The organism is Oscillibacter sp. MSJ-31 (genome assembly GCF_018918025.1).
GTDB lineage: Bacteria > Bacillota > Clostridia > Oscillospirales > Oscillospiraceae > Hominicoprocola.
Map to the genome: position 1 here is coordinate 103,491 of NZ_JAHLPT010000006.1, position 24,126 is coordinate 127,616.

The 24,126-nt window shown below is 60.8% G+C and carries 28 protein-coding genes; 15 read left to right on the forward strand and 13 right to left on the reverse strand.

The annotated features are described in order from the left end of the window. From KQI17_RS06535 to KQI17_RS06555, 5 genes are all read right to left on the reverse strand, one after another. Window positions 1-1,710, reverse strand: coding sequence for an iron ABC transporter permease (locus KQI17_RS06535; RefSeq protein WP_216495406.1), 1,710 nt, complete (start codon window positions 1,708-1,710; stop codon window positions 1-3). A gap of 108 nt (window positions 1,711-1,818) precedes the next feature. Further along, window positions 1,819-2,949 (reverse strand): ABC transporter substrate-binding protein, encoded by a 1,131-nt coding sequence (locus KQI17_RS06540; RefSeq protein ID WP_216495407.1) that lies wholly within the window; start codon window positions 2,947-2,949, stop codon window positions 1,819-1,821. A gap of 231 nt (window positions 2,950-3,180) precedes the next feature. Beyond that, complete coding sequence (gene bsh, locus KQI17_RS06545) at window positions 3,181-4,173, reverse strand: choloylglycine hydrolase (protein ID WP_022018509.1); 993 nt, start codon at window positions 4,171-4,173, stop codon at window positions 3,181-3,183. A gap of 118 nt (window positions 4,174-4,291) precedes the next feature. Beyond that, entirely contained in the window at window positions 4,292-4,870 is a 579-nt protein-coding gene (locus tag KQI17_RS06550) for a DNA-3-methyladenine glycosylase I (protein WP_216495408.1), read from the reverse strand. Window position 4,871: 1 nt separating this feature from the next. Beyond that, window positions 4,872-5,252, reverse strand: coding sequence for a RidA family protein (locus KQI17_RS06555; protein WP_022018507.1), 381 nt, complete (start codon window positions 5,250-5,252; stop codon window positions 4,872-4,874). 170 nt (window positions 5,253-5,422) lie between these two features. Between KQI17_RS06555 and KQI17_RS06560 the strand changes: the two genes are divergently transcribed. Together KQI17_RS06560 and KQI17_RS06565 are read left to right on the forward strand one after the other, a co-directional pair. Further along, on the forward strand, window positions 5,423-5,770 hold the full coding sequence (locus KQI17_RS06560; protein WP_216495409.1) for a cupin domain-containing protein: 348 nt from the start codon (window positions 5,423-5,425) through the stop codon (window positions 5,768-5,770). A 9-nt stretch (window positions 5,771-5,779) separates the two neighbouring features. Continuing rightward, the gene (locus tag KQI17_RS06565; protein WP_216495410.1) at window positions 5,780-6,046 is read left to right on the forward strand and encodes a TIGR03905 family TSCPD domain-containing protein; all 267 of its coding nucleotides are present in this window, start codon (window positions 5,780-5,782) and stop codon (window positions 6,044-6,046) included. Between the two features lie 107 nt (window positions 6,047-6,153). Here KQI17_RS06565 and KQI17_RS06570 read toward each other — a convergent pair whose 3' ends face one another. Then, window positions 6,154-6,828 carry a GTP pyrophosphokinase family protein gene (locus KQI17_RS06570; protein ID WP_216495411.1) on the reverse strand — a complete coding sequence of 225 codons (675 nt, stop codon included), beginning with the start codon at window positions 6,826-6,828 and terminating at the stop codon, window positions 6,154-6,156. Between the two features lie 161 nt (window positions 6,829-6,989). Between KQI17_RS06570 and KQI17_RS06575 the strand changes: the two genes are divergently transcribed. The 4 genes from KQI17_RS06575 to gltA all read left to right on the forward strand — a co-directional run bounded on the left by KQI17_RS06575 (window position 6,990) and on the right by gltA (window position 11,055). Further along, window positions 6,990-7,925 (forward strand): selenium metabolism-associated LysR family transcriptional regulator, encoded by a 936-nt coding sequence (locus KQI17_RS06575; RefSeq protein ID WP_216495412.1) that lies wholly within the window; start codon window positions 6,990-6,992, stop codon window positions 7,923-7,925. Window positions 7,926-8,049: 124 nt separating this feature from the next. Continuing rightward, window positions 8,050-8,697 carry a Crp/Fnr family transcriptional regulator gene (locus KQI17_RS06580; protein WP_216495413.1) on the forward strand — a complete coding sequence of 216 codons (648 nt, stop codon included), beginning with the start codon at window positions 8,050-8,052 and terminating at the stop codon, window positions 8,695-8,697. Window positions 8,698-8,819: 122 nt separating this feature from the next. After that, the gene (locus KQI17_RS06585) at window positions 8,820-9,662 is read left to right on the forward strand and encodes a sulfide/dihydroorotate dehydrogenase-like FAD/NAD-binding protein (protein ID WP_022018501.1); all 843 of its coding nucleotides are present in this window, start codon (window positions 8,820-8,822) and stop codon (window positions 9,660-9,662) included. 1 nt (window position 9,663) lies between these two features. Then, window positions 9,664-11,055, forward strand: a complete 1,392-nt coding sequence (gltA, locus tag KQI17_RS06590) for an NADPH-dependent glutamate synthase (RefSeq protein WP_216495414.1) — start codon at window positions 9,664-9,666, stop codon at window positions 11,053-11,055. Window positions 11,056-11,171: 116 nt separating this feature from the next. On the opposite strand, the gene KQI17_RS06595 is transcribed toward gltA, so the two are convergent. Together KQI17_RS06595 and KQI17_RS06600 are read right to left on the reverse strand one after the other, a co-directional pair. Further along, on the reverse strand, window positions 11,172-12,170 hold the full coding sequence (locus KQI17_RS06595; protein WP_022018499.1) for a GGGtGRT protein: 999 nt from the start codon (window positions 12,168-12,170) through the stop codon (window positions 11,172-11,174). Window positions 12,171-12,188: 18 nt separating this feature from the next. Beyond that, window positions 12,189-12,881 carry an iron-sulfur cluster assembly scaffold protein gene (locus KQI17_RS06600; RefSeq protein WP_022018498.1) on the reverse strand — a complete coding sequence of 231 codons (693 nt, stop codon included), beginning with the start codon at window positions 12,879-12,881 and terminating at the stop codon, window positions 12,189-12,191. Window positions 12,882-13,169: 288 nt separating this feature from the next. On the opposite strand from KQI17_RS06600, the gene KQI17_RS06605 reads away from it, so the two are divergent. The 7 genes from KQI17_RS06605 to KQI17_RS06635 all read left to right on the forward strand — a co-directional run bounded on the left by KQI17_RS06605 (window position 13,170) and on the right by KQI17_RS06635 (window position 19,413). Continuing rightward, on the forward strand, window positions 13,170-13,415 hold the full coding sequence (locus KQI17_RS06605) for a hypothetical protein (protein WP_216495415.1): 246 nt from the start codon (window positions 13,170-13,172) through the stop codon (window positions 13,413-13,415). Between the two features lie 105 nt (window positions 13,416-13,520). Next, complete coding sequence (locus KQI17_RS06610) at window positions 13,521-14,714, forward strand: ABC transporter substrate-binding protein (protein ID WP_216495416.1); 1,194 nt, start codon at window positions 13,521-13,523, stop codon at window positions 14,712-14,714. 177 nt (window positions 14,715-14,891) lie between these two features. Beyond that, window positions 14,892-15,770, forward strand: a complete 879-nt coding sequence (locus KQI17_RS06615; protein WP_216495417.1) for a branched-chain amino acid ABC transporter permease — start codon at window positions 14,892-14,894, stop codon at window positions 15,768-15,770. A gap of 10 nt (window positions 15,771-15,780) precedes the next feature. Then, window positions 15,781-16,869, forward strand: coding sequence for a branched-chain amino acid ABC transporter permease (locus tag KQI17_RS06620; protein WP_216495418.1), 1,089 nt, complete (start codon window positions 15,781-15,783; stop codon window positions 16,867-16,869). 2 nt (window positions 16,870-16,871) lie between these two features. Continuing rightward, the gene (locus KQI17_RS06625; protein ID WP_216495419.1) at window positions 16,872-17,714 is read left to right on the forward strand and encodes an ABC transporter ATP-binding protein; all 843 of its coding nucleotides are present in this window, start codon (window positions 16,872-16,874) and stop codon (window positions 17,712-17,714) included. 2 nt (window positions 17,715-17,716) lie between these two features. After that, a complete protein-coding gene (locus KQI17_RS06630; RefSeq protein ID WP_216495420.1) occupies window positions 17,717-18,427 on the forward strand; it encodes an ABC transporter ATP-binding protein in 711 nt (236 codons plus the stop codon). 74 nt (window positions 18,428-18,501) lie between these two features. Then, a complete protein-coding gene (locus KQI17_RS06635; protein WP_216495421.1) occupies window positions 18,502-19,413 on the forward strand; it encodes a CorA family divalent cation transporter in 912 nt (303 codons plus the stop codon). Window positions 19,414-19,468: 55 nt separating this feature from the next. On the opposite strand, the gene KQI17_RS06640 is transcribed toward KQI17_RS06635, so the two are convergent. Beyond that, the gene (locus KQI17_RS06640; protein WP_216495422.1) at window positions 19,469-19,666 is read right to left on the reverse strand and encodes an alpha/beta-type small acid-soluble spore protein; all 198 of its coding nucleotides are present in this window, start codon (window positions 19,664-19,666) and stop codon (window positions 19,469-19,471) included. A 212-nt stretch (window positions 19,667-19,878) separates the two neighbouring features. Here KQI17_RS06640 and KQI17_RS06645 point away from each other — a divergent pair, with 212 nt between their 5' ends. Beyond that, the gene (locus tag KQI17_RS06645) at window positions 19,879-20,991 is read left to right on the forward strand and encodes an aldo/keto reductase (protein WP_216495423.1); all 1,113 of its coding nucleotides are present in this window, start codon (window positions 19,879-19,881) and stop codon (window positions 20,989-20,991) included. An 11-nt stretch (window positions 20,992-21,002) separates the two neighbouring features. On the opposite strand, the gene KQI17_RS06650 is transcribed toward KQI17_RS06645, so the two are convergent. The 3 genes from KQI17_RS06650 to rimM all read right to left on the reverse strand — a co-directional run bounded on the left by KQI17_RS06650 (window position 21,003) and on the right by rimM (window position 23,262). Continuing rightward, window positions 21,003-21,737, reverse strand: coding sequence for a sporulation initiation factor Spo0A C-terminal domain-containing protein (locus KQI17_RS06650; RefSeq protein WP_216495424.1), 735 nt, complete (start codon window positions 21,735-21,737; stop codon window positions 21,003-21,005). A 195-nt stretch (window positions 21,738-21,932) separates the two neighbouring features. Next, window positions 21,933-22,727, reverse strand: a complete 795-nt coding sequence (trmD, locus tag KQI17_RS06655; RefSeq protein ID WP_216495425.1) for a tRNA (guanosine(37)-N1)-methyltransferase TrmD — start codon at window positions 22,725-22,727, stop codon at window positions 21,933-21,935. Further along, window positions 22,717-23,262: a ribosome maturation factor RimM gene (gene rimM, locus KQI17_RS06660; RefSeq protein WP_216495426.1), complete on the reverse strand. Its 546-nt coding sequence runs from the start codon at window positions 23,260-23,262 to the stop codon at window positions 22,717-22,719. The genes trmD and rimM overlap by 11 nt, the downstream gene beginning before the upstream one ends. A 152-nt stretch (window positions 23,263-23,414) precedes the next feature. On the opposite strand from rimM, the gene KQI17_RS06665 reads away from it, so the two are divergent. Next, window positions 23,415-23,840, forward strand: a complete 426-nt coding sequence (locus KQI17_RS06665) for an Rrf2 family transcriptional regulator (protein ID WP_022019249.1) — start codon at window positions 23,415-23,417, stop codon at window positions 23,838-23,840. A gap of 71 nt (window positions 23,841-23,911) precedes the next feature. On the opposite strand, the gene KQI17_RS06670 is transcribed toward KQI17_RS06665, so the two are convergent. Then, the coding region (locus KQI17_RS06670; RefSeq protein WP_216495427.1) for a hypothetical protein at window positions 23,912-24,126 on the reverse strand (215 nt) is incomplete at its 5' end.

Below are 24,126 nucleotides of genomic sequence, written 5' to 3' on the forward strand. Positions count from 1 at the left end.
TTAGTCCTCCTTCATTTTTTTGCTGGTGCCGAAATGGTTCATAAAGAGATTCATCAGCAGCACCGCGCCGTAGGTGATGACGATGAGAATCGTCGCGAACGCGCAGGCGAGGCTGTAGGAGCCCTTTTCGGCAAACTCGTTGATCTGCACCGTGATGAGCAGGAACTGCGGCGTCACGAGCAGGATGATGGCGGAAATTGCGGTGATGGAGCGCACGAACGCCGTCACAAGGCCGGAGAGGAAGGAGTCCTTGATGAGCGGCAGCGTGACGGTCATAAAGACCTTGAAGCTGTCCGCGCCCATGTCGTAGGCGGATTCCTCGATGGACTTGTCGATCTGACGCAGGGCGGAGATGCCGCTGCGCGTGCCGGTCGGCAGCGAACGCACGACAAAGACGATGATGAGGATCAATCCCGTGCCGTAGAGCCCCTGCAGAAAGCCGGTGCGGAACACGCCCGCGGAGAAGCCGCGGATGTAGCCGACGCCGAGCACCGTGCCGGGCACGGCCATGGCGAGCATGGACACCGCCTCAATGAAGCCCTTGGACTTAAAGCTCCGCTTGACGACGAGGTAGGAGATGATCATGCTCAGCAGCGCCGTGATGGGGGCGGAGATGAGGCTCAGGCGGAAGGAATCCCAGAACGCCTGCAGACCGTGGTAGCGCGTAAAGATGAGCTTGAACCATTTGCCGGTGAGCGGGAAGAACTTGTAGCCCCAGGTGGGGAAGAACGCGCCGATGGGCACGCACAGGTACATGAGGATGACGAAGGTGGCGGCAAGACCGCAGAGAATGGTCAGCGGGATCTTGACGCTCTTATCCTCGATGAGCATACGGCCACGGGAGGCCTTGCCGGTCAGCGTCGCGGCGGTCTTGCGCTCAAGGTAGTACTTCTGCACCGCGAACATCGCCAGCGTGATGCACAGCAGCACGACCGCCATCGCCGCCGCGCCCGGCTTATCGTAGGAGCCGGTGATCTGCAGATAAATGGTGGTGGCGAGGGTATCGTAGGAGCCGCCGATGAGCATGGGGTTGGCGAAGTCGGCGATGGACTCGATGAAGGTGACGAGGAAGGCGTTGCCGAGGCCGGGGAGCATCAGCGGCAGCGTGACGCTGGTGAAGACCTTCCAGCGGCTCGCGCCCATGTCGCGCGCGGCCTCCTCAAGCGAGGGGTCGATGTTCTTCAAAAGACCCTTGAGCATCATGTAGCACACGGGAAAGAAAGTGAGCGTCTGCACGACGGCGATGCCCCAGAAGCCGTAGACGCTGTTGTCGTAGATGCCGAGCAGGAAGCGGGTGATGATGCCCGATTTGCCGAAGAGCATGATCATGGAAAGCGACAGCACGAACGGCGGAGAGACGACCGGCAGCATCGAGACGACCTTGAAAAGGCCGCCGACGAATTTACCGACGCGGACGTAGACTTCGACATAGGCGAAGAGCAGGCCGAGCAGCGCCGAGAGGATGCCGACGAGGAAGCCGACCTTGAGCGTGTTGGTGATGGCCTTGGTAAAGGTGGGCATGGCGAAGATGCGCTCGAAGATGCCGAAGCCGAAGCTGCCGTCGCCCACGAAGCTGTCCACCAGCAGGATCGCCAGCGGATAGAGAATGAACAGAGTCAGAAAGGTGATGAGCACGACGATGGTGGTGACCATGATGGGATCGGCCATCAGCTTTTTCCGGTCCAGCGCCGCGCTTTGAGAACGTGCCATAGGGAGCTCCTTTCTTGGTGGTTTGGAGGAAAACGCAGGCGGGGCAGCGGCTCATGCCGCCGCCCCGTCGGGATCGTTGGGTCGATGCGATAGACGATGTAGGAAGAATTACTTCACCTGGAAGCGGTTCTCGTCGCCGGTGTTCGCGCCGGAGGCGGCCAGAGCATTCATGACCTCCTCAACGTAGGTCTTGATGTTCTTGGTGGCGTCGTCGAAGTCATAGTCCATGACGTTCTCGGGGTCCAGACCGAACTCCACGGCAACCTCGGGCTGGGTGGCGTTGTCAATGACCAGGAACTGATAGGAGCCGTTCTGAGCGGCGAGGTTCACGCAGTCGGGAGAGAGCGCGTACTCGATCCACAGCTTCGCGGCGTTGGGGTGCGCGGCGCCCTTGAAGATGGCGGTAGCGCCGATCTCACAGGAGGTGCCGGAGGACGGGATGATCAGCTCGATGTTATCGTAGCCGTTGTCGATGATCTGGGTGATGCCGTCATGCAGGAAGCCGATGCCGATGACGCACTCGCCGGTGCCGACGTTCTTGCTCGGACCGGAGCCGGACTTGGTGTAGACCTCAATGTTCTTATCGAGGTCGACGAGGTACTGGATGCCCTCATCGTGGCCGTACTTCTGGATCATGGTGTTGATAACCAGCTTGGCGGTGCCGGCGGTGTTGTAGTTGGACAGCCAGATCAGGCCCTTGTACTCGGGCTTGAGCAGGTCGGGCCAATCCTGAGGAGCCTCAAGACCCATGCGCTCGAGCTCGTCGGTGTTGACCATGAAGCCAAGGATGCCGGTGTAGATGCCGTACCAGTAGCCGTCAGCGTTCTTGTACTGGGGCTTGGCGATGTGAGAGGCGTTCTCCGCCTGATAGGCCTCGAGCAGACCCTCGGCCGCGCAGACGTTGTAGGGATCGGTCGTGCCGCCGAACCAGACGTCGGCAGACGGATTGCCGTTCTCTTCCTCGATCTTGGCCTGCACCTCACCGGTGGACAGACGCTGATACTCGACCTCGATGCCGTACATCTTCTCGAAGTTCTCACAGGCAGCGGCGAGGTACTCCTCCTCGCAGGAGCCGTAGACTACGAGCTTGCCCTCGGCCTTGGCGGCGTCGACGAGGCTGGTCTCTTCGGCGCCCTGCTGATCGTCAGCGGGGGCCTGGGTGTCGTCCTGCTTGCTGCCGCAGGCGACCAGGCTGAGCGCCATCACCAGGCAGAGGAGCAGAGCAATGAGCTTTTTCATGCAAATTTTCCTCCAATTCAAAATTTATCCGGGGGCCATCGGGAACGTTCCCGATCCCATCAGATCGCAAAAATATTACAACTTATACGGAACGATGGCAAGAAAATTTGCCGAACTTAGCAGTTTTACACGCAATTTATCAGATTTGTCCGGTGTTCTTGTCAGAATCGTCCCACATTGTCAAAAATGTGACAAAATCGCCGGGGGAAGGAGGGGCTGCGGGCGGGGGCGCTAAGACTCCGTGCCGGGGGCGTTCTGATAAAAAATGTCCTCCCTCGTGCGCATCGGGTAGCGGATGAGCGCGGCGGCGTCGAGGTCCTCGCGGCGCAGCTCCACCGCCGAAATGCGGCGGTTGGTGTAGGTCGTGTAGTAATAGATGCCGCGGTCGGCGTTCCAGCAGGAGGTGTAGATGGTCCGCTCGTATTCGCCGGGGCGGACCTCGCAGCAGCCGTTTTGCTGCTCGACCGCGCCGAGGATGTGGAAGAACTGCCCGACGCTGTCGGCTTCGCCCTCGCCGGAGACGGAATGGAGCCGCGTGAACGCCGCGCGCACAAAGCGCGAGGCGGAGGAGAGGTCGCCGGGCAGTCCCAGCGCGCCCATGCCGCGGCTGTAGAGCGTGAGCGGGAGCGCGTCGGAAAAGAGATTTTCCGGCTGCTTCGGCGAGAGGTGCATGAAGTTGTTGAGCGCGAACATCTGCTGCGGAAACGGCGGGTTGTTCGTCAGCACGCCTGCGGGATCGTCGTAGACCTTCAGACCGTCCGCGACGGACTCGATCACGACCGCACCGCTTTTGTCAGCAAGAAGCCAATGAAGCTGCGAGGCGGGAAGGCGTTCGCTGAACGGCGTGCCGGTGAGATTCAGCGTGCGCAGGGCCTCACGGGCCTCCGCGAGCGTCGCGCAGCGGCCCAGCAGCCGGGGAATGAACTCAAACTGCGCGATATTCTCCCGATCGGGGACGACCTCGGCGTATTGCGCGCTGCCGACAAAGTTGAGCCCCGCCATGCCGAGCCCCTTTTCGTTCACCGCGTCGTAGTAAAGCGGGAAGCCGTCGGCGACGTGCGCCGTGCCGATGATGGCGTAATGCGTGTCCATCACGCCGCCGTGGCGCAGGGCGATGGGGAAGCGGCGCGGAGTGATGACGATCTCCTCGCCGTAGGAAAACTCATAGTCGAGCGTGCGGCCCATGTAAAAGTCTCTGGTCTGGTACGTTGCTGCGGTACACATGGGAAACCTCCTGAAAGTATTTTTGATTAGTATGCCGCGCAGAGGAGAAAATCAACCGCCGCCGCGCGTCTTTCAAAACGGACAGAGGAAAGCTCGCGGAGCTCTCCTCTGTTTCGCGTTATTCCGGCGGACGGCAGCTGGCGTGCCAGCCGCAGCCCCTCAGATGGTCGTCCACCAGCCCCGCCGACTGGAGCAGGGAGTAGACGATGGTGGTGCCGACGAAGGTAAAGCCGCGCTTTTTCAGGTCGCGGCTGATGCGGTCGGAGAGCGGGGTGGAGGCGGGCACGTCGGCATCCGTCTCGGGGCTGTTGACGATGGGCTTGCCGTCAACGTAGGCCCAGAGAAAGCGGTCGAAGCTGCCGAACTCCCGCTGCACCTCTAAAAAATGCCGGGCGTTTTCGATGACGGAGACGATCTTGCGGCGGTTGCGGACGATGCCGGCGTTCTGCATCAGCTTCGCGACCTTTGCTTCATCGAAGCGGGCGACCGCAGCAGGCTCGAAGTCCGCGAAGGCCGCGCGGAAAGCCTCGCGCTTTTTGAGAATGGTGATCCAAGAAAGCCCTGCCTGCATCCCCTCGAGGGACAGCAGCTCAAAGAGCGCGCGATCGTCGTGCGTGGGGCGGCCCCACTCATGGTCGTGGTAATCGAGGTAGATCGGCTCCGGCCCGGCCCAGCCGCAGCGTGTCGGCTGCGCCATGTTATTTCTTGACGGCGATGGCTTCGATCTCGACCAGCGCGCCCTTGGGCAGCGCACCGACCTGCACCGCGCTGCGCGCGGGGCAATCGCCCTCAAAATATTTGGCGTATACGGCGTTCACCGCGGCGAACGCGCCCATGTCGGTGAGGAAAACGGTGGTCTTGACCACGTCGCCGAGCGTGCAGCCTGCGCCGGCGAGAACGGCCTTGAGGTTTCGGAGCGACTGCTCGGCCTGCTCCTCCACGCCGCCGGGGACGAACGCGCCGGTCGCGGGATCGAGCGGGATCTGGCCGGAGACGAACACGAAGCCGTTGGCCTCAATGGCCTGCGAATAGGGACCGATGGCGCCGGGCGCCGCAGTGGTGGCAATGACAGTTTTCATCGGAAAAGCCTCCTGAATAAGATTCGGTGAGCCTATGATAGCACCGGCGCGGCGTCCGCGTCAAGGCGGCGCTGGATTTTTTGCCGTGCCGCGCGGGGGGGCTTGCACCGCGCCGCGCTTTGTGGTATGCTTGTCCCGATAAAAGCCAAATGGCAAAGGAGAGATAATTTATGATCATTCGTGCAGAGGACCGAAAGCAGATCCTGACGCCCAACGCCCGCGGCGGCGACGGTACGCTCGACAAGCGCGACTATGTGCTGGAGAATATGCCGGAGAACGCGAAGATGTTCGCTGAGATCAAGCTCGAGCCGGGCTGCTCGCTGGGCACGCACACCCACACCGGCGAGTACGAGGTGTTCTTCTTCCATGAGGGCGAGGTCACGCTCAACGACAACGGCACCGAGCGCAAAATGCACCCAGGCGACTTCGCCATCTGCTGTGACGGCGAGAGCCACGGCATCGCCAACCGCACGGACAAGCCCGCGTCGCTGTTTGCGGCCATCATCAAGACCAAGTAAGGAGACCCCATGACGACCTATACCTATTATCCCAAGGGCACCTGCTCGAAGCAGATGGAAGTCGATCTGGAGGACGGCGTCATCAAGGATGTGCGCGTGCTCGGCGGCTGCAACGGCAACCTGCAGGGCATTTCGAGCCTTGTGCGCGGCATGAAGGCCACGGACGCCATCGAGCGGATGCGCGGCATCCGCTGCGGCTTCAAGCCGACCTCCTGCCCCGACCAGCTTTCCATCGCGCTGGAAAAGGCGCTGGAGAAAGAAAAAGATGCAAAGTGAATCCCACAGGCCCAAAAGAGCTTGTGTGGATGGAAAAGGAAAAACATAAAAGGAACGGCTTCGCAGCGCGAAGCCGTTCCTTTTATCCTCTGCGGAAGCCGTGCCGCTCACTCCGCGGCCTGGATGCGGTGGTACATATCCTGCATCTTGCGGTCGATGTCGGCGATCTCGTCGGCGCAGGCGAACATCTGCTCGTTGATGCCGGTGGGGAGGGCGGCCTTGTCCTTTTTGTAGCGAATATCGTGCTCAAGGCTGGCCCAAAAGTCCATCGCCACCGTGCGGAGCTGCACCTCCACGAGCACGGACTCCGTGCGGTCGGAGAGATAGATGGGCACGCGCAGGTCGAGGTGGAGCGAGCGATAGCCGTTGTAGTTCGGCGTTTCGATGTAGTCCTGCCGCTTGACGAGCTCCATGTCGCTCTGGCGCAGGAGCATCTCCTCCACGCGGTAAACGTCGTCGATATAGCAGCATACCACGCGGATGCCGGCAATGTCGTTGATGTTTTTCTTGGCGGACTCCATCGAGATCTCCAGCCCCTTGCGCCGCAGCTTCTCGATGATGCTGCCGGTGGACTTCAGGCGGCTTTCGACGTGGTGAATGGGGTTGTGGTCGTAGCGGACGCTGAACTCCTCGTTCAGCACCTCCAGCCGCGTCTGGATCTCGCGCACGGCAGAGCTGTAGAGATGTTCAAATTGCAGAAAATCCTGATAGCTGCGATAGAGCTGTGCGGTCTCATTCTGCAGCACGACGTCCGTGCGGATGGGGACAAAGGTCTTGTCCATGGCGGCCTCCCTGAGCGGTTGATCTCTTTCTCTCAGTATACCACATCGGCGCGTGCGCGCAAGGGCAAATTTGCGGGAAAAAGAACTGGACAAACGGGCGGGAAGCGGATATACTGTAAGCTGTGATTTTGTTGACAGAGGCGCGAAGGGAGGCCGGGGGAATGGACATTGATATGGACATCAAGGAGCTGGAGGCATTCGTCTATGTGGTCGAAAACTGCAGCTTTTCCCGCGCGGCCGAGCTGCTGCACCTGACGCAGCCGACCATCTCCTCCCACATCTCCGCGCTCGAGCGTAAGCTCGGCATCAAGCTCGTCGTGCGCACGACGAAGGAGACCTACCCCTCCGACGCGGGCAAGCTCCTCTACCGCTACGCCAAGGAGATCCTGCAGGTGCGCGAGAACGCCGCCGCGGCGATCAAGAGCTTTTCGCAGGAGATGCGCGGCACCATCACGCTCGCGGCCTCCACGGTGCCGAGCCAGTATTATCTGCCGCACCTTTTGCAGAATTTCCACGAGAAATATCCCGACATTGCCTTCAACATTCAGATGGAGGACAGCCCCAAGGTCATCGAGATGGTCGCGACGCGCGCTGTGGAGATCGGCTTCAGCGGCACACGGGTGGAAAACCACAAGTGCATCTCGCAGGAGTTTGCCGGCGACTGCATGGCGGTCATCACCCCGAACACGGAAAAATTCCGCGCCTATGCCGGCAGGCATCTCCCGAAGGAGCTTCTGCTGAGCGAGACCTTCATCAGCCGCGAGAAATCCAGCGGCACCTATCAGGCCGGCAGGGAAATTTTAGAGCGCATGGGCGTTGACATCGCGCAGCTGCGCACGGCCATCGAGGTCCGCTCGAGCGAGAGCGTGAAGCAGATGGTGGGCGAGGGGCTGGGCATCGGATTGATCTCCCTCTCCGCCGCACGTGATTATGTGCAGTTTGAAAAGGTGCTCGCCTTTCCCTTTGAGGAAGAGGAGCTCCGGCGCAGGCTTTACATCGTCAAGCACAAAAACAGCATTCTCTCGCCCATTGCGCAGGTCTTTTACGACTACGCGCGGAAATATTACGAAAAGCATCCGGAAAAAGCGCCCGAGTGAGGGCGCTTTTCCTTTTATAGCAGGCATAGAAAAATAGTGATTTACTTTTTGCGCGCGACAGGTTACAATAAAAAAGTTAAAGAGGCCGTACAAACGGCACGGCGGGAAGGCGGGGAGAGATACGATGCAGACGGTGCGCTCACAGCTCTTTGAGGGCATCACGAACGAGGAGTGCGCGCGGATGTTCCAATGCTTCGGCGCGCGCGAGGCGGGCTATGAGGCCGGCGCGCTCATCAGCGAGTTCGACGGGGAACAGAATGCCGTGGGCGTGCTGCTCTCCGGCAGCGCGGACCTCGTCCGGCTGGATGCCGACGGCAACCGCACCATCCTCGAAACGCTGGAGGAGGGCGGTGTGTTCGGCGAGGTGCTGGCGTTCTCCGGCGCGGGCGGCGACTCGATTTTTTTGGAGTGCCGGCGGGACTGCCGCGTGCTCTATCTCGACTACGACCAGATCACCAAGCGCTGCGAAAACGCCTGCCTGCACCACAGCATTCTGGTGCAGAACCTGTTCCGCCTGCTCTCGACCAAGACGCTGCGCCTGAGCGAGCGGGTGGAGGTGCTCTCGCGCCGCTCCATCCGCGAAAAGCTGCTGTGCTACTTCGAGCAGCTTGCGCGGCGGGAGAAGTCGGACACCATCACGCTGCCATTTTCCCTCAGCGCGCTGGCAGAGTACATCAGCGCCGACCGCAGCGCCATGATGCGCGAGCTGAAAAAGCTCAAGGAGGAGGGTCTCGTGCAGACAGAGAATCGCAAAATCACCATCATGCAGTAGAAATGCAGGATACCTTGCATCAAAATTATTAAACTATATGATTGACGCAAGGAATCCTTCATGATATAATCAACCCACCATTTCATATCCATAACGCTAATTTGGAGAAAAGAGGTTACGCTATGTATCGCATCGTCAGAAAAGAAGCGCTCAAGCCGACCGTCATCCTGTATGAGATCGAGGCGCCGATGGTGGCAAAGAAGGCCGAGCCCGGCCAGTTCATCATCCTGCGCGTCGATGAAAACGGCGAACGCATCCCCATCACGATCCATGACTACGATCGCGAGAAGGGCACCGTTACCATCATCGTGCAGACCGTCGGCGCGACCACCGAGAAGCTCAGCCACAAGCAGCAGGGCGAGTTCATTCAGGACTTCGTCGGCCCGCTCGGCCGTCCGACTGAGACCGAGGGCAAGAAGAAGGTCTGCGTGGTCGGCGGCGGCGTCGGCTGCGCCATCGCCTATCCCGTGCTCAAGAAGTTCCACGACTGCGGCGCGGAGGTCCACGCGGTCGTCGGCTTCAAGAACAAGGACGTTGTGATTTTGGAGGATAAGTTCAAGTCCGCCTCCGACGTGATGAAGCTCGTCACCGACGACGGCTCCTACGGCGAGAAGGGCCTTGTTACCGATGCGCTCAAGCAGCTCATCGAGGAGGGCAACCAGTACGACGAGATCTTCGCCATCGGCCCCGCCATCATGATGAAGTTCGTCTCCAAGACGACCGAGCCCTACGGCATCCCCACCACCGTTTCCATGAGCCCCATCATGGTCGACGGCACCGGTATGTGCGGCGGCTGCCGCCTTACCGTCGGCGGCGAGACCAAGTTCGCCTGCGTGGACGGCCCCGACTTCGACGGCCACAAGGTCGATTGGGACGAGAGCCTCAAGCGCGGCAAGATGTACTTCGATTGGGAGCGTCATAAGCACGAAGAAGTCTGCAACCTGTTCAAGAAGGAGGTCCAGTAAGATGCCGAATATGAGTCTGAAAAAGAACGAGATGCCCTCTCAGGACCCCAACGTCCGCAACAAAAACTTCCTGGAGGTCGCCCTCGGCTACACCGAGGAGCAGGCGCTCGACGAAGCCGCCCGCTGCCTCAACTGCAAGAATCATCCCTGTGTCTCCGGCTGCCCCGTGCAGGTGAAGATCCCCGAGTTTATCAAGAAGATCACCGAGAAGGACTACGAGGGCGCCTATCAGGTCATCCACGAGACCTCCTCTCTGCCCGCCGTCTGCGGCCGTGTCTGTCCGCAGGAGACCCAGTGCGAGAGCAAGTGCATCCGCGGCATCAAGGGCGAGCCGGTCGGCATCGGCCGTCTCGAACGCTTTGTCGCCGACTGGCACAACGCCAATGTGAAGGAAGAACCCGCCAAGCCCGCGTCCAACGGCCACAAGGTCGCCGTTATCGGCTCCGGCCCGAGCGGCCTGACCTGCGCGGGCGACCTCGCCAAGAAGGGCTATGACGTCACCGTGTTCGAGGCGCTTCACCTCGCCGGCGGCGTGCTGGTCTACGGCATCCCCGAGTTCCGTCTGCCCAAGGCCATCGTGCAGAAGGAGGTCGACGGCCTCAAGGCGCTCGGCGTCAAGGTCGAGACGAACATGGTCATCGGCCGCGTCGTGTCCATCGACGAGCTGATGAGCCAGTACGGCTTCGAGGCCGTGTTCATCGGCTCCGGCGCGGGCCTGCCGATGTTCATGCACATTCCCGGCGAGAATCTCTGCGGCGTGTACTCCGCCAACGAGTTCCTGACCCGCATCAACCTGATGAAGGCATATAAGGACGGCTCCGACACGCCCATCATGCCGCTTGCCGGCAAGAAGGTCGCCGTCGTCGGCGGCGGCAACGTCGCCATGGATGCCGCCCGCTGCTCCAAGCGTCTCGGCGCGGAGGTCTACATTGTCTACCGCCGCGGCATGGAGGAGCTGCCCGCCCGTCACGAGGAGGTCGAGCACGCCGAGGAGGAGGGCATCATCTTCAAGACCCTCACCAATCCCGTCAAGATCAACGGCAACGAGAACGGCTACGTCGCCTCCATGACCTGCGTGGAGATGGAGCTGGGCGAGCCGGACGCCTCCGGCCGCCGCCGCCCGATCGAGAAGGTCGGCAGCGACTTCGACCTGCCGGTGGACTGCGTCATCATGTCCCTCGGCACCACGCCGAACCCGCTCATCAAGAATACCACGCCCGGCCTTGAGGTCAACCGCAAGGGCGGCATCGTGGTGAACGAGGAGGGCCTGACCTCTCACGCGAGCGTCTACGCCGGCGGCGATGCCGTGACCGGCGCGGCCACCGTTATCCTCGCCATGGGTGCGGGCAAGCTCGGCGCCAAGAGCATCGACGAGCAGTTGAGCAAGAAGTAAAGCCTACATAGCGAAACAAAGAGAGAGCCGATAAGGCTCTCTCTTTTGCTGCCGGGAAAGGAAAAAGGCTTCCGACTCGTACAGTCGGAAGCCTTTTGCAGCGGTTACGCGTCCTCTTACTTCAGGCTCTCGGCGACCGCGACAGCCACCGCGACGGTCGCGCCGACCATCGGGTTGTTGCCCATGCCGAGGAAGCCCATCATCTCCACGTGCGCGGGGACAGAGGAGGAGCCGGCAAACTGAGCGTCGGAATGCATACGGCCCATGGTGTCGGTCATGCCGTAGCTGGCGGGACCGGCGGCCATGTTGTCCGGATGCAGGGTGCGGCCCGTGCCGCCGCCGGAGGCGACGGAGAAGTACTTCTTGCCCTGCTCGATGCACTCTTTCTTATAGGTGCCGGCGACGGGATGCTGGAAGCGGGTCGGGTTGGTGGAGTTGCCGGTGATGGAAACGTCCACGCCCTCGGCGTGCATGATGGCCACGCCCTCGCGCACGTCGTCCGCGCCGTAGCAGCGCACGTTCGCGCGCTCGCCCTCGCTGTAGCGGATCTCACGCACGACATTCAGCTTGCCGGTGAAGTAGTCGAACTGGGTCTGAACGTAGGTGAAGCCGTTGATGCGGCTGATGATCTGAGCAGCGTCCTTGCCGAGACCGTTGAGGATGACGCGCAGAGGCTCCTTGCGGGCCTTGTTGGCGTTCTTGACGATGCCGATGGCGCCCTCTGCGGCGGCGAAGGACTCGTGACCGGCGAGGAAGGCAAAGCACTTCGACTCGTCGGAGAGCAGCATCGCGCCGAGATTGCCGTGACCGAGACCGACCTTGCGGTCCTCGGCGACGGAGCCGTCGATGCAGAAGGACTGGAGGCCGACGCCGATCATCTTGGCGGCCTCGGCGGCAGACTTCACGCCCGCCTTGAGCGCGATGGCCGCGCCCACGGTATACGCCCAGCAGGCGTTTTCAAAGCAGATGGGCTGGATGCCCTTGACGATCTCGTAGGGATCAAAGCCCTTGGACTGGCAGAGCTCGCGGCACTCCTCCACGGAGGAGATGCCATACTGCGCGAGGACGCCGTTGATCTTGTCGATTCTTCTCTCGTAATTTTCAAACAGAGCCATTGTTTCGTCCTCCCTTCCTTATTCCTGACGCGGGTCGATGTACTTCGCCGCGCTGTCCCACTGACCGTAATGGCCCTTGGCCTTTTCGAGCGCGGTGTTGGCGTCGTCGCCCTTCTTGATGAAGTCCATCATCTTGCCGAGGTTGACGAACTCATAGCCGATGATCTCGTCCTGCGCGTTGAGCGCCATTCTGGTGCAGTAGCCCTCGGCCATTTCGAGGTAGCGCGGGCCCTTGGCGACGGTGCCGAACATCGTGCCGATCTGGCTGCGCAGACCCTTGCCGAGGTCCTCGAGGGACGCGCCGACGGCGAGGCCGTCCTCAGAGAAGGCGGACTGGGTGCGGCCGTAGACGATCTGCAGGAACAGCTCGCGCATGGCGGTGTTGATGGCGTCGCACACGAGGTCGGTGTTGAGCGCTTCGAGAATGGTCTTGCCGATGAGGATCTCGGACGCCATCGCGGCGGAGTGGGTCATGCCGGAGCAGCCGATGGTCTCGACCAGCGCCTCCTGAATGACGCCCTCCTTGACGTTGAGCGTCAGCTTGCACGCGCCCTGCTGGGGAGCGCACCAGCCGATGCCGTGGGTAAAGCCGGAAATGTCGGAGAGCTGCTTGGCCTGCACCCACTTGCCCTCTTCGGGGATGGGAGCGGGACCGTGATATGCGCCCTTGGCGACCGGGCACATATGCTGAACTTCGGTCGTGTAAATCATGGTGATCTTCCTTTCTTATAATAGGAATCCGCTGCCGCAGCGCGGACTTGAGCTGAGCTATCCGCATTGTATCAAATGTTGCAGACATTTGCAAGCCGTATTTCGCGCGGCTTCGCACGAGGGACTTTGTGCCATGTGTCGAGCTTTTGCGGCTGGAATTGTGCAATGTGACAACAGCCCTTTTCGACGCGCTGCATATTTTATCAATCTTGCCGTCTTGACGAATGGATATTTACGCGCTACAATAACACCATCAAATATGACAGATACATGAGGAGTTCTAATACAATGTTCCGTTTTGCTGATACAAAAGTGAATAACGGTTCTTGTGCCGCCGCTGCCAACCGTGCAGAGGCCACCTTCTCCTGCGCTGCCGCCAACACCAACAATGGGATGAATAGCAAGGTGATGGACGCTGTTTACGCAGCGTCCATTTTGATTTGCCTGCCCATTTTCGGTCTGCGCGTATTGGTCCTGTCCATTCTGGGCCTGATTCTTTCTCACGTGGCACTTGGCATGAAATCGCAAGCGTAAGTATTGAAGCAGTTCGATACAGCAAAGCGGTCACGCCAAGCAGGCGGGATCGCTTTTTTGTATAAATAATGAAAAGACAATTTTTATTGAAAAGGAGAAAACAAGATGAAAAAGAAGTTTGCAGCCATGTTTATGGCAGCCGCTATGGTCTTCACCATGGCAGCCTGCGGCCAGAAGGCCGATACCCCCAGCACTCCTGATGCGGACGGCTCCGGCGACCAGTCCGGCACCGAGGTCCAGACCTTCGCTCTCGGCTCCTGCGGCCCGCTGACCGGCAGCGCCGCCATCTACGGCCAGGCCGTCGTCAACGGCGCGGAGCTCGCCGTCGAGGAGATCAACGCCAGCGATTCCACCGTCAAGTTCACCTTCCTCAAGCAGGACGATGAGGCCGACGGCGAGAAGGCGCTCAACGCCTACAACACCATGATGGACGAGGGAATGCAGGTCCTCGTCGGCCCCACCACCACCGGCGCTTCCTTGACCGTTTCCGACCAGACGAACGCCGACCGCACCTTTATGCTGACCCCGTCCGCTTCCTCCCCCGATGTGACCAAGGATAAGGACAACGTCTTCCAGGTCTGCTTCACCGACCCCAACCAGGGCACCGGCGCGGCTGACTACATCGCCGAGAACATGACGGGCGCGAAGGTCGCTGTTATCTATCGTAACGACGACGCTTACTCCCAGGGCATCCGCGACACCTTCGTGAAGGAAGCCGAAGCCAAGGGCGCTTTCGAGATCGTCTCCGAGACCACCTTCACCGATGCCACCTCCACGGACTTCACCGTTCAGCTCACCGCCGCCAAGAACGCCGGCGCTGACCTCGTGTTCCTCCCCATCTACTATCAGCCCGCCTCCGTCATCCTCAGCCAGGCCAAGGCCATGAGCTATGAGCCCACCTTCTTCGGCGTGGACGGCATGGACGGCATCCTCACCATGCCCGGCTTCGATGCCTCTCTCGCCGAGGGCGTCATGCTCCTGACTCCGTTCTCCGTCAACTCCGAGGACGCTGCGACCCAGAGCTTCGTCAAGACCTACACCGAGAAGTACGGCGTGGAACCCAACCAGTTCGCTGCCGACGCCTATGACGGCGTGTACATCGTCAAGGCTGCTCTTGAGAAAGCCGGCTGCACCGCCGACATGAGCTCCACCGACATCTGCGAGGCGCTCATCCAGGTCATGCCCACCCTCAGCGTGGACGGCCTCACCGGTAAGGCCATGACGTGGAATGCCGAGGGCGAGGTTTCCAAGGCGCCTCTCGCCGCCGTCATCGAAAACGGCGAGTATGTCATGAAGTAATTCAGCTTCCTTTTGTTTCATACGTCTCTCTCTTTGGGTCCGGCTGTCGGGGGCGCAAGCCCCCGACGGCCAAAGCCCTATTCTATGGCGGAAACAAAGGCAGGGGAGGGGGCAGACGCTTGCCCTTGTTTCTGCCACAGAAAAAAGATAAGATCGGGAAAAAGGGGTGTTTTTTCTATGGAATTTTTATCATACCTCATCAGCGGCATCAGCCTCGGCAGCGTGTACGCCATCATCGCGCTCGGCTACACGATGGTCTACGGCATCGCCAAAATGCTGAACTTCGCCCACGGCGACGTCATCATGGTCGGCGGCTACATCTCGTTTTGCGCGATGTTCTATCTGGGACTGCCCAACATCGTAGCCGTCCTGCTCGCGGTCGTCGTCTGTACGGTGCTCGGCATTGTGATCGAGCGTCTGGCCTACAAGCCGCTGCGCTCGGCGCCCAGCCTCGCGGTGCTTATCACCGCCATCGGCGTGAGCTACTTCCTGCAAAACTCCGCCCTGCTGATCTGGAAGGCCGCCGCGCGTGTTTATCCCCCCGTGGTCGAGGGAACGGCGAGCCTTTTCGGCGGTCAGCTCTCCATCTCCTACATTTCGCTCCTGACCATCGCGGTCTGCGTCGTCATCATGCTCGCGCTGACCACCTTCGTCAACAAGAGCAAGATGGGCAAGGCCATGCGTGCCTGCTCGGAGGATAAGGCGGCGGCGCAGCTCATGGGCATCAACGTCAACGCGACCATCTCCGCGACCTTCGCCATCGGCTCCGCGCTCGCGGCCATCGCCGGCGTGCTGCTCTGCTCGTTCAATACGTCGCTCATGCCGACCACCGGCTCCATGCCCGGCATCAAGGCCTTCACCGCTGCCGTGTTCGGCGGCATCGGCTCCATCCCCGGCGCGTTCCTCGGCGGACTGCTCCTCGGCATCATCGAGGCGCTGGCCAAGGCGTACATCTCCACGACGCTCGCCAACGCCATCGTGTTCGCGGTGCTGATCGTGGTGCTGCTCGTCAAGCCCGCGGGGCTCCTCGGCAGGTATGTGCCGGAGAAAGTGTGAGGTGGCAACTATGGCAAAGCTGACAACGAAATTCAAGTCCTTGAAAAAGACCACCAAGGTCGACTTCGCGACCTACCTCGGCGTGATCGCCGTCTTCATCGTCGTGACCGTTTTGCAGAACGGCGGGATGCTCAACCGCAAGACGCTCGGTCTGCTTGTACCCATCTGCTGCTATATGTCCATGGCGGTCTCGCTGAACCTGACCGTCGGCATCCTCGGTGAGCTGAGCCTCGGCCACGCGGGCTTTATGAGCGTGGGCGCGTTCAGCGGCGTCATCGTCTCGCAGAGCCTGCTCACGGCGGTCCCCAATGCGCCGGTGCGCCTTGCCATCGCCATGGTCGTCGGCGCGATCTTCGCCGCCATCGTGGGCCTGCTCGTCGGTACGCCGGTGCTGCGGCTCCAGGGCGACTACCTCGCCATCGTGACGCTCGCCTTCGGCGAGATCATCGCGGACCTCATCAACTGCCTGCTCGTCGGCTATGACGCCTCGGGCCTGCACATCCTCTTCAACGTTTCCGGCACCAAGACGATCGACGATCTCGGTCTCGACGCCACGGGCTACGCCATCATCAAGGGCGCGCAGGGCGCGACCGGCACCAAGACCATCGCGGGCCTTACCGCGGGTTTCATCCTTGTGATGGTGACGCTCATCATCGTGCTCAATCTCACGCGCTCCCGCGCGGGCCGCGCCATCATGGCCATCCGCGACAACCCCATCGCCGCGCAGTCCGTCGGATTGAACCTCACGAAGTATAAGCTCATGGCCTTCGTCACCTCTGCAGCCCTCGCCGGCGCGGCCGGCGCGCTCTACGGTCTGAATTACTCCTCGCTCCAGTCGGTCAAGTTCAACTTCAACACCTCCATCCTTGTGCTGGTGTTCGTGGTGCTCGGCGGGCTTGGCAACATCTGGGGCAGCCTCCTCTCCGCCGCCGCGCTGACCATCCTGCCCGAGGCACTGCGCCAGTTCGCAGATTACCGTATGCTGGTCTACGCCATCGTGCTCATCTTCGTGATGCTCGCGACCAACAATCCCCAGTTCAAGGCATTTTTCGCAAAGCTGCTCCCGCGCCGGCACAGCGCCGAAGAAAAGGAGGTTTGACTATGACGCAGAAAACAAAGCTCGTTCCCGTTACCCGTGAGCCGGCGCTGCTGCCGGAGCGCGACGCGGACAAGTCTCCCGTTCTCGAGTGCATCGACCTCGGCATCACCTTCGGCGGCCTGAAGGCGGTCGACAGCTTCAACATCACCATCGGCCGCACGGAGATCGCGGGCCTCATCGGCCCCAACGGCGCGGGCAAGACGACCATCTTCAACCTGCTCACGAAGGTCTATCAGCCCACGCACGGCACCATCCTCCTCAACGGCAGGGACATTCACGGGCTCAACACCGCGCAGATCAACCGCGCGGGCATCGCGCGTACCTTCCAGAACATCCGCCTGTTCCAAAACCTCTCGGTGGAGGAGAACATCACCACCGCCATGGACACCCAGATGCACTACAACATGGCCGAGGGCATCCTCCGCCTGCCGCGCTTCTGGCGCGAGGAGCGCGTGGTCCACGAGCGCGCGATGGAGCTGCTCTCCATCTTCCACATGGAGGAGTTCGCCGACGCCAAGGCCGGAAGCCTGCCCTACGGCGCGCAGCGCCGTTTGGAGATCCTCCGCGCGCTGGCGACGAATCCCTGCCTGCTGCTGCTCGACGAGCCGGCGGCGGGCATGAACCCCAGCGAGACGGCGGAGCTGATGGAGAACATCCGCTCCATCCGCGATACCTTCAAGATCGCGGTGCTGCTCATCGAGCACGATATGAACCTCGTCATGAACATCTGCGAGGGCATCGCCGTGCTGAACTTCGGGCGCATCATCGCCAAGGGCTCGCCCGACGATATCCAGAACAATCCCGAGGTCATCGAAGCATACCTCGGCAAGAAGAAGGAGGCGTAACGATGGCGCAGATCTTAAAAGTTGATGATATCCATGTGTACTACGGCAGCATCCACGCCGTCAAGGGCGTTTCCTTTGAGGTCAACGAGGGCGAGGTCGTCACGCTCATCGGCGCGAACGGCGCGGGCAAATCCACCATTCTGAACACGATCTCCGGCCTGCTGCACCCCAAGATGGGCAGCGTCCTCTTTGAGGGCCGTGACCTCAAGGGCGTCGCGCCGCACAAGATCGTCGAGCGCGGTCTGGCGCAGGTCCCCGAGGGACGCCACATCTTCCAGCAGATGACCGTGGAGGAGAATTTGCAGATGGGCGCGTACACGCAGCCCAATTCCACCATCGAGCCGGGCATCGCGGACGTTTACGAGCGCTTCCCGCGCCTGAAGGAGCGCCGCCGTCAGATCGCCGGCACGCTCTCCGGCGGCGAGCAGCAGATGCTCGCGATGGGCCGCGCGCTCATGAGCAAGCCCAAGCTCCTCATGCTCGACGAGCCGTCCATGGGCCTCGCGCCCATTCTGGTCGAGCAGATCTTCGACATCATCCGCGAGCTGCACGCCGCGGGCACGACCATCCTGCTTGTGGAGCAGAACGCGCAGGCGGCGCTCTCCGTCGCCGACCGCGCCTATGTGCTCGAGACCGGCAAGATCTCGCTCACCGGCACCGGTGCGGAGCTGATGGCCAGCGACGCGGTGCGCAAGGCATACCTCGGCGGCTGAGTCCTTCAAAATCGAATCTCTTGACGCGGCGACGCGGCCCTGCTATCATAGGCATAAGATAGGGGGGCCGCGTTATGCAGTTTTATGAATTTGGCGACGCGCTTCGTCCGCTGGGCGAAAAAGCGCCGGAGAAATGGGAAAATGTACTGGCTCTGCTCGAGCCGTCGGAGCTTTCCGCGGTCACGCTGCCCGATACGCTCACGCCGCCGCTCACGTCGGACAGCGTGTACGGCTCGCAGTTGTGCGCGCTCCTGACCGATCAGAACGGCATCACCGGCCATATCCGCATCCCGGCGCGGGGCAGTCAGGCCGCCCGCCGCTTCGCGTTTTCGTGGTCGCAGGGAAATGTGCTCATCGTCGATCACGACCGTGTGGTCGCGAACTGCCTCGACGCCATCCGCGCCATGCGTCCGCATAATGCCGACGGGGCGGACAATTTTCTCGCCGACCTGCTGCTCACGCTGGTGCGGGACGATCTTACGGCGCTCGAACAGCTCGAGGAGCGCATCACGAATCTGGAGCAGGAGGTCCTGGCCGACAACACGGACCGCTTCATCCACCGCATGAGCGCCATCCGCAAGGAGGTCAGCCGCGCGGACCGCTTCTACGCTCAGCTCGCCGATTTCGGCGCGTCGCTGCTGGAGGAGGCAGACGACCTCTTTGACAAGCGCTCTACCCGACGCATGAATTATTTTCTGCGCCGCGTGGAGGCGCTGAAAAATGAGACGGAGCGCCTGCGCGAATACGCCATGCAGGTGAGCGGCGAGTACCAGTCGCAGGTGGACATCGCGCAGAACCGCGTCATGCAGCTTTTGACCATCGTGACGACGATCTTCCTGCCGCTCTCGCTCATCGTCGGCTGGTACGGCATGAACTTCGATATGCCGGAGCTGAGCTGGGAGTACGGTTATCCTGTGGTCATCGTGTTGGCGGTGGTCATCGTCGCCGTGCTGATCCGTTACTTCAAGCGCAAGAAATGGTTTTAAGAAAATAAGAAGGAAGTCCGCCGCAGCGGACTTCCTTCTTTGCCATAAGAGGAGCTTACAGGCTCTTCTCGTAGCTCTCGATCATCTTCTTGACCATCTGGCCACCGACGGAACCGGCCTCGCGGGAGGTCAGGTCGCCGTTGTAGCCCTGCTTGAGGTTGACACCGACCTCGTTGGCGGCTTCCATCTTGAACTTGTTCATGGCCGCGCGGGCCTCGGGAACGTTGAGCTTGTTGGTATTCTTGCTGGACATAATGATTTTCTCCTTTTGTTTGAATGTTTGGTTGGGTTTGTTGCTTTTGGGTATCGCAAACATAGCTTTGCCGGATTTTTTGTCGGTATGCAAAGCGAAAGGAGGTAAGTTTTGTTAAAAAACGAGAAAAGGGTATTTCTCGGCGGCACGAGTTATGCTATCATAAAAAACAACGGACCGACGTCGGAGGGGAAACGAGAGGAGAAGCGGATATGGAAAAGATCAAAAAGAATCTTGGCTTTGGCTTTATGCGCCTGCCGATGCAGGGAGAGGAGGTCGACCTCGCGCAGACGCAGCAGATGGTGGACGCCTTTCTGGCAGCCGGCTTCAACTATTTTGACACCGCCCACGGCTATCTGGACGGGAGGAGCGAAACGGCGCTGAAGGCCTGCCTGACGAGCCGCTATCCGCGTGAGGACTATGTTCTGACCAACAAGCTGACGGCGAACTTCTTCAAAACGGAGGCGGACATCCGCCCCTTTTTTGAAAGCCAGCTCGCCGCCTGCGGCGTGGACGATTTCGACTTCTATCTGATGCACGCGCAGAGCATGAAAAATTTTGAGCATTTCAAGGCCTGCCGCGCCTATGAAACGGCGTTTGCGCTCAAGGCCGAGGGCAAGGTGCGCCACGTCGGCATCTCGTTCCACGACAGCGCGGAGATGCTCGACCGCATCCTGACCGAATACCCGCAGCTCGAGGCCGTGCAGCTGCAATTCAACTATGTGGACTACGACGATCCCGCCGTGCAGAGCCGCAGGTGCTACGAGGTCTGCCGGAAGCACGGCAAGCCGGTCATCGTGATGGAGCCGGTCAAGGGCGGCAATCTCGCCGATCTGCCGGAGGACGCCGCAGCGGTGCTGGACGCCCTGCACGGCGGCAGCAGCGCGAGCTACGCCATCCGCTTTGCGGCGGGCTTCCCGGGCATTAGGATGGTGCTCTCCGGCATGAGCGACCTGCGGCAGGTGGAGGACAACATTGCTTTCATGCGCGACTTTAAGCCGCTCGACGAGACGGAGCTTGCCGCGGTCAAAAGGGTGCAGGAGATCTTCCGCAGTAAGAGCCTCATCCCCTGTACGGCCTGCCGATACTGCACGGCCGGCTGCCCGCAGCACATCTCGATCCCCGACCTTTTCGCGGTGATGAACGCCAAGCAGATCCACCGCGACTGGAACGCAGACTACTATTATGACGAGATCTACACCAAGAGCGGCGGCAGGGCCTCCGACTGTATCCGCTGCGGCAAATGCGAAAAGGTCTGCCCGCAGCACCTACATATCCGCGACCTGCTGGCGGACGTCGCCGCGGAATTTGAAAAAAAGGGCTGAGCGCATCGCGCTCAGCCCAGCTTTTCGTATTTCAGAGCCTCCACAAGCTCGGCAAGGAACATCCCGTTGGCGGGCTTTCCGCCGTCTGCGCACAGGTGACCGAAATACCGATCCCAGGCGTCGCGGCTGCCGCGCTCCCATGTGATCTCAATGGCATGACGAATGGCGCGCTCCACGCAGAAGACGGTCGTGCCGTTCCGACGCGCGACACAAGGATAGATGACCTTGGTGACGGCGTGCAGCAGAGAGGGATCGTCCAGCGCAAGCAGCGCGGCGTCGTGAATATAGCCGTAGCCCTTGAGACCGGGCGACATCCCAAGCTCATGCAGGATGGAGGTCACAAGCAGGGAAGGCGGGTGCAGGGCGCTGCGCGTGCTCTGCGCCGCTGTGCCGCGCATTCGGTCAAACAGCGCCTCGAAGGCAAAGGGCTTGGGCAGAAAATAATCGACCCGCAGCTCCGTCGCCTCCGCCAGCATGTGATCGGACACGAAGGCGGAGATGAGAAATATCTCGCTCGCGCAGCCCTCGCGCCGCAGCTGGCGCAGGACGCGGATGCCGTCCGTGCCTGGCAGCGCCGGATCCAGAACGAGCAGCTCCGGCTCGTGCGCGTGTATCCTTTCCAAAACCTCATGCCCATTGCAGGCAAGCTCGACCGCGAATAAGCCTGTCTCTTCCATTGCGTCCCGCAGCATCGTGCGGAACTCCTCGTTGGCGTCTGCCAACAAAACCGATCTTCGCCGCTCCATGCAGTTTTGATTGCCTCCCCCGATGTGTTTTTGAACACAATTTTCTCTGTTGTCTAAAATAGCACAAAATCTTTCGGATTTCAACAAAAATATGGATGACCTGACGAAAAAGTGCTCGACAAATTTCGCGCCCCTCCGAAGAAAAGCGCGGCAAAGAAAACGGCATCCCTGCCGCAGACAGGGACGCCGCTTCGGTCATTGATCATCGGCAGGTGAAGGCTCCGCGCCGGCGCGCAGCGCCTCCGCTTCGGCCTTGGCCTCGGCGAGCAGCCTGCGCTCGCCCTTGGTTTTGCACACGCTCTCGTCAAACTGCGCCCACAGGTCGGGACGGCGCAGCATCGTGCGGATGTAGCTCTGCTTGCGCCGCCACTTCTCCACATTGCCGTGGTGGCCGGAGAGCAGCACGTCCGGCACGCGGCGTCCGTGCCATTCGTCGGGGCGGGAATACTGGGGATACTCCAAAAGACCGTTCCAGTGCGATTCCTCCGTGAAGCACTCCTCGTCCGGCAATACGCCCGGCACCATGCGGCACACGGCGTCTGCGAGCGCCATCGCGGGGATCTCGCCGCCGGTGACGACGAAATCGCCCATGCTGATCTCCTCGTCCACGCACTCGTCGATGAAGCGCTGGTCGATGCCCTCGTAGTGTCCGCAGACGAGGATGAGGTGGTCATAGGTCTCCTTCAGCTTGCGCGCGACGCTCTGCGTGAAGGTGCGCCCGCAGGGGGAGAGATAGATGGTATGGCCTCTTGAGCCGGCCTCCTCGCAGACATGCGCCCAGCAGCGGTAGAGGGGATCGGCCTGCATCACCGCGCCGCGTCCGCCGCCGTAGGGATAATCGTCCACCTGCATCTGCTTATTCGTGGTGAAGCTGCGGATCTGGTGGGTCCTGATGGTGATACAGCCCCGCTCCTGCGCGCGGCCGAGGATGCTTGCGTGCATCATCGCGTCCACCGCGTCGGGAAAGAGGGTGAGAATGTCAATCCGCATTGGTTTCCAACCCCTCGATCATCTTGACATATATTTCGCGCTTTTCCGCGTCGATGTCCACAATGAAAATATCCTGCACGGCGGGGATCAGGTAGCACTTCTCCGGCCCGCGGACCTTGTAGAGCTTGTGCGCGGGGTAGGTGAGGACCTCCTCGACGGTTCCGACATAGCGGTGGATGAAGTCCTCATAGACCTGCATCCCGATGAGCTCGGCATCGAGAAATTCGCCCTTTTTGAGCTGCACCTCGCTGCGCTTGATGGAGAGGATCTTGGTTTTCAGCGTTTCTGCGGCGGTCATATCGTCCCAGCCGGGGAAGTGCATGAGCACCATGTCGCCCTGTATGCGGCGGTCGATGGGGCGGAACTGCGTGCCGTCCATATAGAGGGCCTTGAAGCCGGCGAGCTGCGCGGGCGTCACGTCCCACGGCTGCACCTTCACATCGCCCTTCACGCCGTGCGTGTTGACGATCTGACCGACCTCGATGAATTCGGGCGCCTCGGACTTGGCGGGCTTACCCATGGAAAAGATACCCATGGCGGGGACCTCCTTGCGTTTGACATATTTTTTTCAGTATAACCGAAAAACGGCGCAAGGGCAAGTGCGGATTTTATCCCGCGCTTGACGCGGCGGCGGCATTTGTGCTATAACGGTAGCAAAGAAACCGCGAGAGGAAAGGAAGTCTTGCTATGCTCATTTCCACCAAGGGCCGCTACGCGCTGCGCGTCATGCTGGAGCTGGCGCAGGGCGAGCCGGGAGAGTGTATGCCGCTGCCGGTGATCGCGCAGCGGCAGGGCATTTCCGAAAAATATTTAGAGAGCATCATCGCCGTGCTCGCGCGCGCGGGACTGGTCGAGGGGCAGCGCGGCAAGGGCGGCGGCTACCGCCTTAGCCGGGAGCTGAAGGATTATTCGGTCGGCGAGATCGTCCGGCTGACGGAGGGCTCGCTCGCGCCCGTTTCCTGTCTGGAGGGGGAGAACACCTGCCCGCGCGCGGACAAGTGTCTCTCGCTGCCCGTCTGGGAGAAGCTCGACACGCTCATCAACGACTATCTCGACAGCGTTTCGCTCGCCGACCTGCTGGCCGAGGGCGGCGGGAACGGCTGCGGCATCTGAGCCGCGGCGAAGCCTGCCGGAGAGCAATACAGCAATCATAACCACCAGTAAACTGGTGGTTTGGTCTGCCCCTAAAAGGGGCTATTACGACCGTAGCCCCTGAAAGGGGCGTTGAAGGTTTGACACCGCATTACCATTTCAGGCAGCCGCTTCAAGCGGCTGTCTTTTTGTATACCAAAACCACGCGTTAGACGCGTGGTTCGGTAAGAATTAAATAGTTGAGGAGAAAAAACTCCTTCTGGTAAGATAAAGATGCGGTCTGCCAACTGCAACTTATAAACCAGAA

Coding starts and splice junctions, on each gene's coding strand:
- KQI17_RS06540 (WP_216495407.1), bottom strand. CDS start 2,949: ATGAAAAAGCTCATTGCTCTGCTCCTCTGCCTGGTGATGGCGCTCAGC.
- KQI17_RS06620 (WP_216495418.1), top strand. CDS start 15,781: ATGGCAAAGCTGACAACGAAATTCAAGTCCTTGAAAAAGACCACCAAG.
- KQI17_RS06595 (WP_022018499.1), bottom strand. CDS start 12,170: ATGGCTCTGTTTGAAAATTACGAGAGAAGAATCGACAAGATCAACGGC.
- KQI17_RS06575 (WP_216495412.1), top strand. CDS start 6,990: ATGGACATTGATATGGACATCAAGGAGCTGGAGGCATTCGTCTATGTG.
- KQI17_RS06630 (WP_216495420.1), top strand. CDS start 17,717: ATGGCGCAGATCTTAAAAGTTGATGATATCCATGTGTACTACGGCAGC.
- rimM (WP_216495426.1), bottom strand. CDS start 23,262: ATGGGTATCTTTTCCATGGGTAAGCCCGCCAAGTCCGAGGCGCCCGAA.
- KQI17_RS06650 (WP_216495424.1), bottom strand. CDS start 21,737: ATGGAGCGGCGAAGATCGGTTTTGTTGGCAGACGCCAACGAGGAGTTC.
- KQI17_RS06665 (WP_022019249.1), top strand. CDS start 23,415: ATGCTCATTTCCACCAAGGGCCGCTACGCGCTGCGCGTCATGCTGGAG.
- KQI17_RS06615 (WP_216495417.1), top strand. CDS start 14,892: ATGGAATTTTTATCATACCTCATCAGCGGCATCAGCCTCGGCAGCGTG.
- KQI17_RS06555 (WP_022018507.1), bottom strand. CDS start 5,252: ATGAAAACTGTCATTGCCACCACTGCGGCGCCCGGCGCCATCGGTCCC.
- KQI17_RS06570 (WP_216495411.1), bottom strand. CDS start 6,828: ATGGACAAGACCTTTGTCCCCATCCGCACGGACGTCGTGCTGCAGAAT.
- KQI17_RS06635 (WP_216495421.1), top strand. CDS start 18,502: ATGCAGTTTTATGAATTTGGCGACGCGCTTCGTCCGCTGGGCGAAAAA.
- KQI17_RS06600 (WP_022018498.1), bottom strand. CDS start 12,881: ATGATTTACACGACCGAAGTTCAGCATATGTGCCCGGTCGCCAAGGGC.
- KQI17_RS06640 (WP_216495422.1), bottom strand. CDS start 19,666: ATGTCCAGCAAGAATACCAACAAGCTCAACGTTCCCGAGGCCCGCGCG.
- KQI17_RS06560 (WP_216495409.1), top strand. CDS start 5,423: ATGATCATTCGTGCAGAGGACCGAAAGCAGATCCTGACGCCCAACGCC.
- KQI17_RS06610 (WP_216495416.1), top strand. CDS start 13,521: ATGAAAAAGAAGTTTGCAGCCATGTTTATGGCAGCCGCTATGGTCTTC.
- KQI17_RS06605 (WP_216495415.1), top strand. CDS start 13,170: ATGTTCCGTTTTGCTGATACAAAAGTGAATAACGGTTCTTGTGCCGCC.
- KQI17_RS06585 (WP_022018501.1), top strand. CDS start 8,820: ATGTATCGCATCGTCAGAAAAGAAGCGCTCAAGCCGACCGTCATCCTG.
- trmD (WP_216495425.1), bottom strand. CDS start 22,727: ATGCGGATTGACATTCTCACCCTCTTTCCCGACGCGGTGGACGCGATG.
- KQI17_RS06535 (WP_216495406.1), bottom strand. CDS start 1,710: ATGGCACGTTCTCAAAGCGCGGCGCTGGACCGGAAAAAGCTGATGGCC.
- KQI17_RS06625 (WP_216495419.1), top strand. CDS start 16,872: ATGACGCAGAAAACAAAGCTCGTTCCCGTTACCCGTGAGCCGGCGCTG.
- KQI17_RS06645 (WP_216495423.1), top strand. CDS start 19,879: ATGGAAAAGATCAAAAAGAATCTTGGCTTTGGCTTTATGCGCCTGCCG.
- bsh (WP_022018509.1), bottom strand. CDS start 4,173: ATGTGTACCGCAGCAACGTACCAGACCAGAGACTTTTACATGGGCCGC.
- gltA (WP_216495414.1), top strand. CDS start 9,664: ATGCCGAATATGAGTCTGAAAAAGAACGAGATGCCCTCTCAGGACCCC.
- KQI17_RS06550 (WP_216495408.1), bottom strand. CDS start 4,870: ATGGCGCAGCCGACACGCTGCGGCTGGGCCGGGCCGGAGCCGATCTAC.
- KQI17_RS06565 (WP_216495410.1), top strand. CDS start 5,780: ATGACGACCTATACCTATTATCCCAAGGGCACCTGCTCGAAGCAGATG.
- KQI17_RS06580 (WP_216495413.1), top strand. CDS start 8,050: ATGCAGACGGTGCGCTCACAGCTCTTTGAGGGCATCACGAACGAGGAG.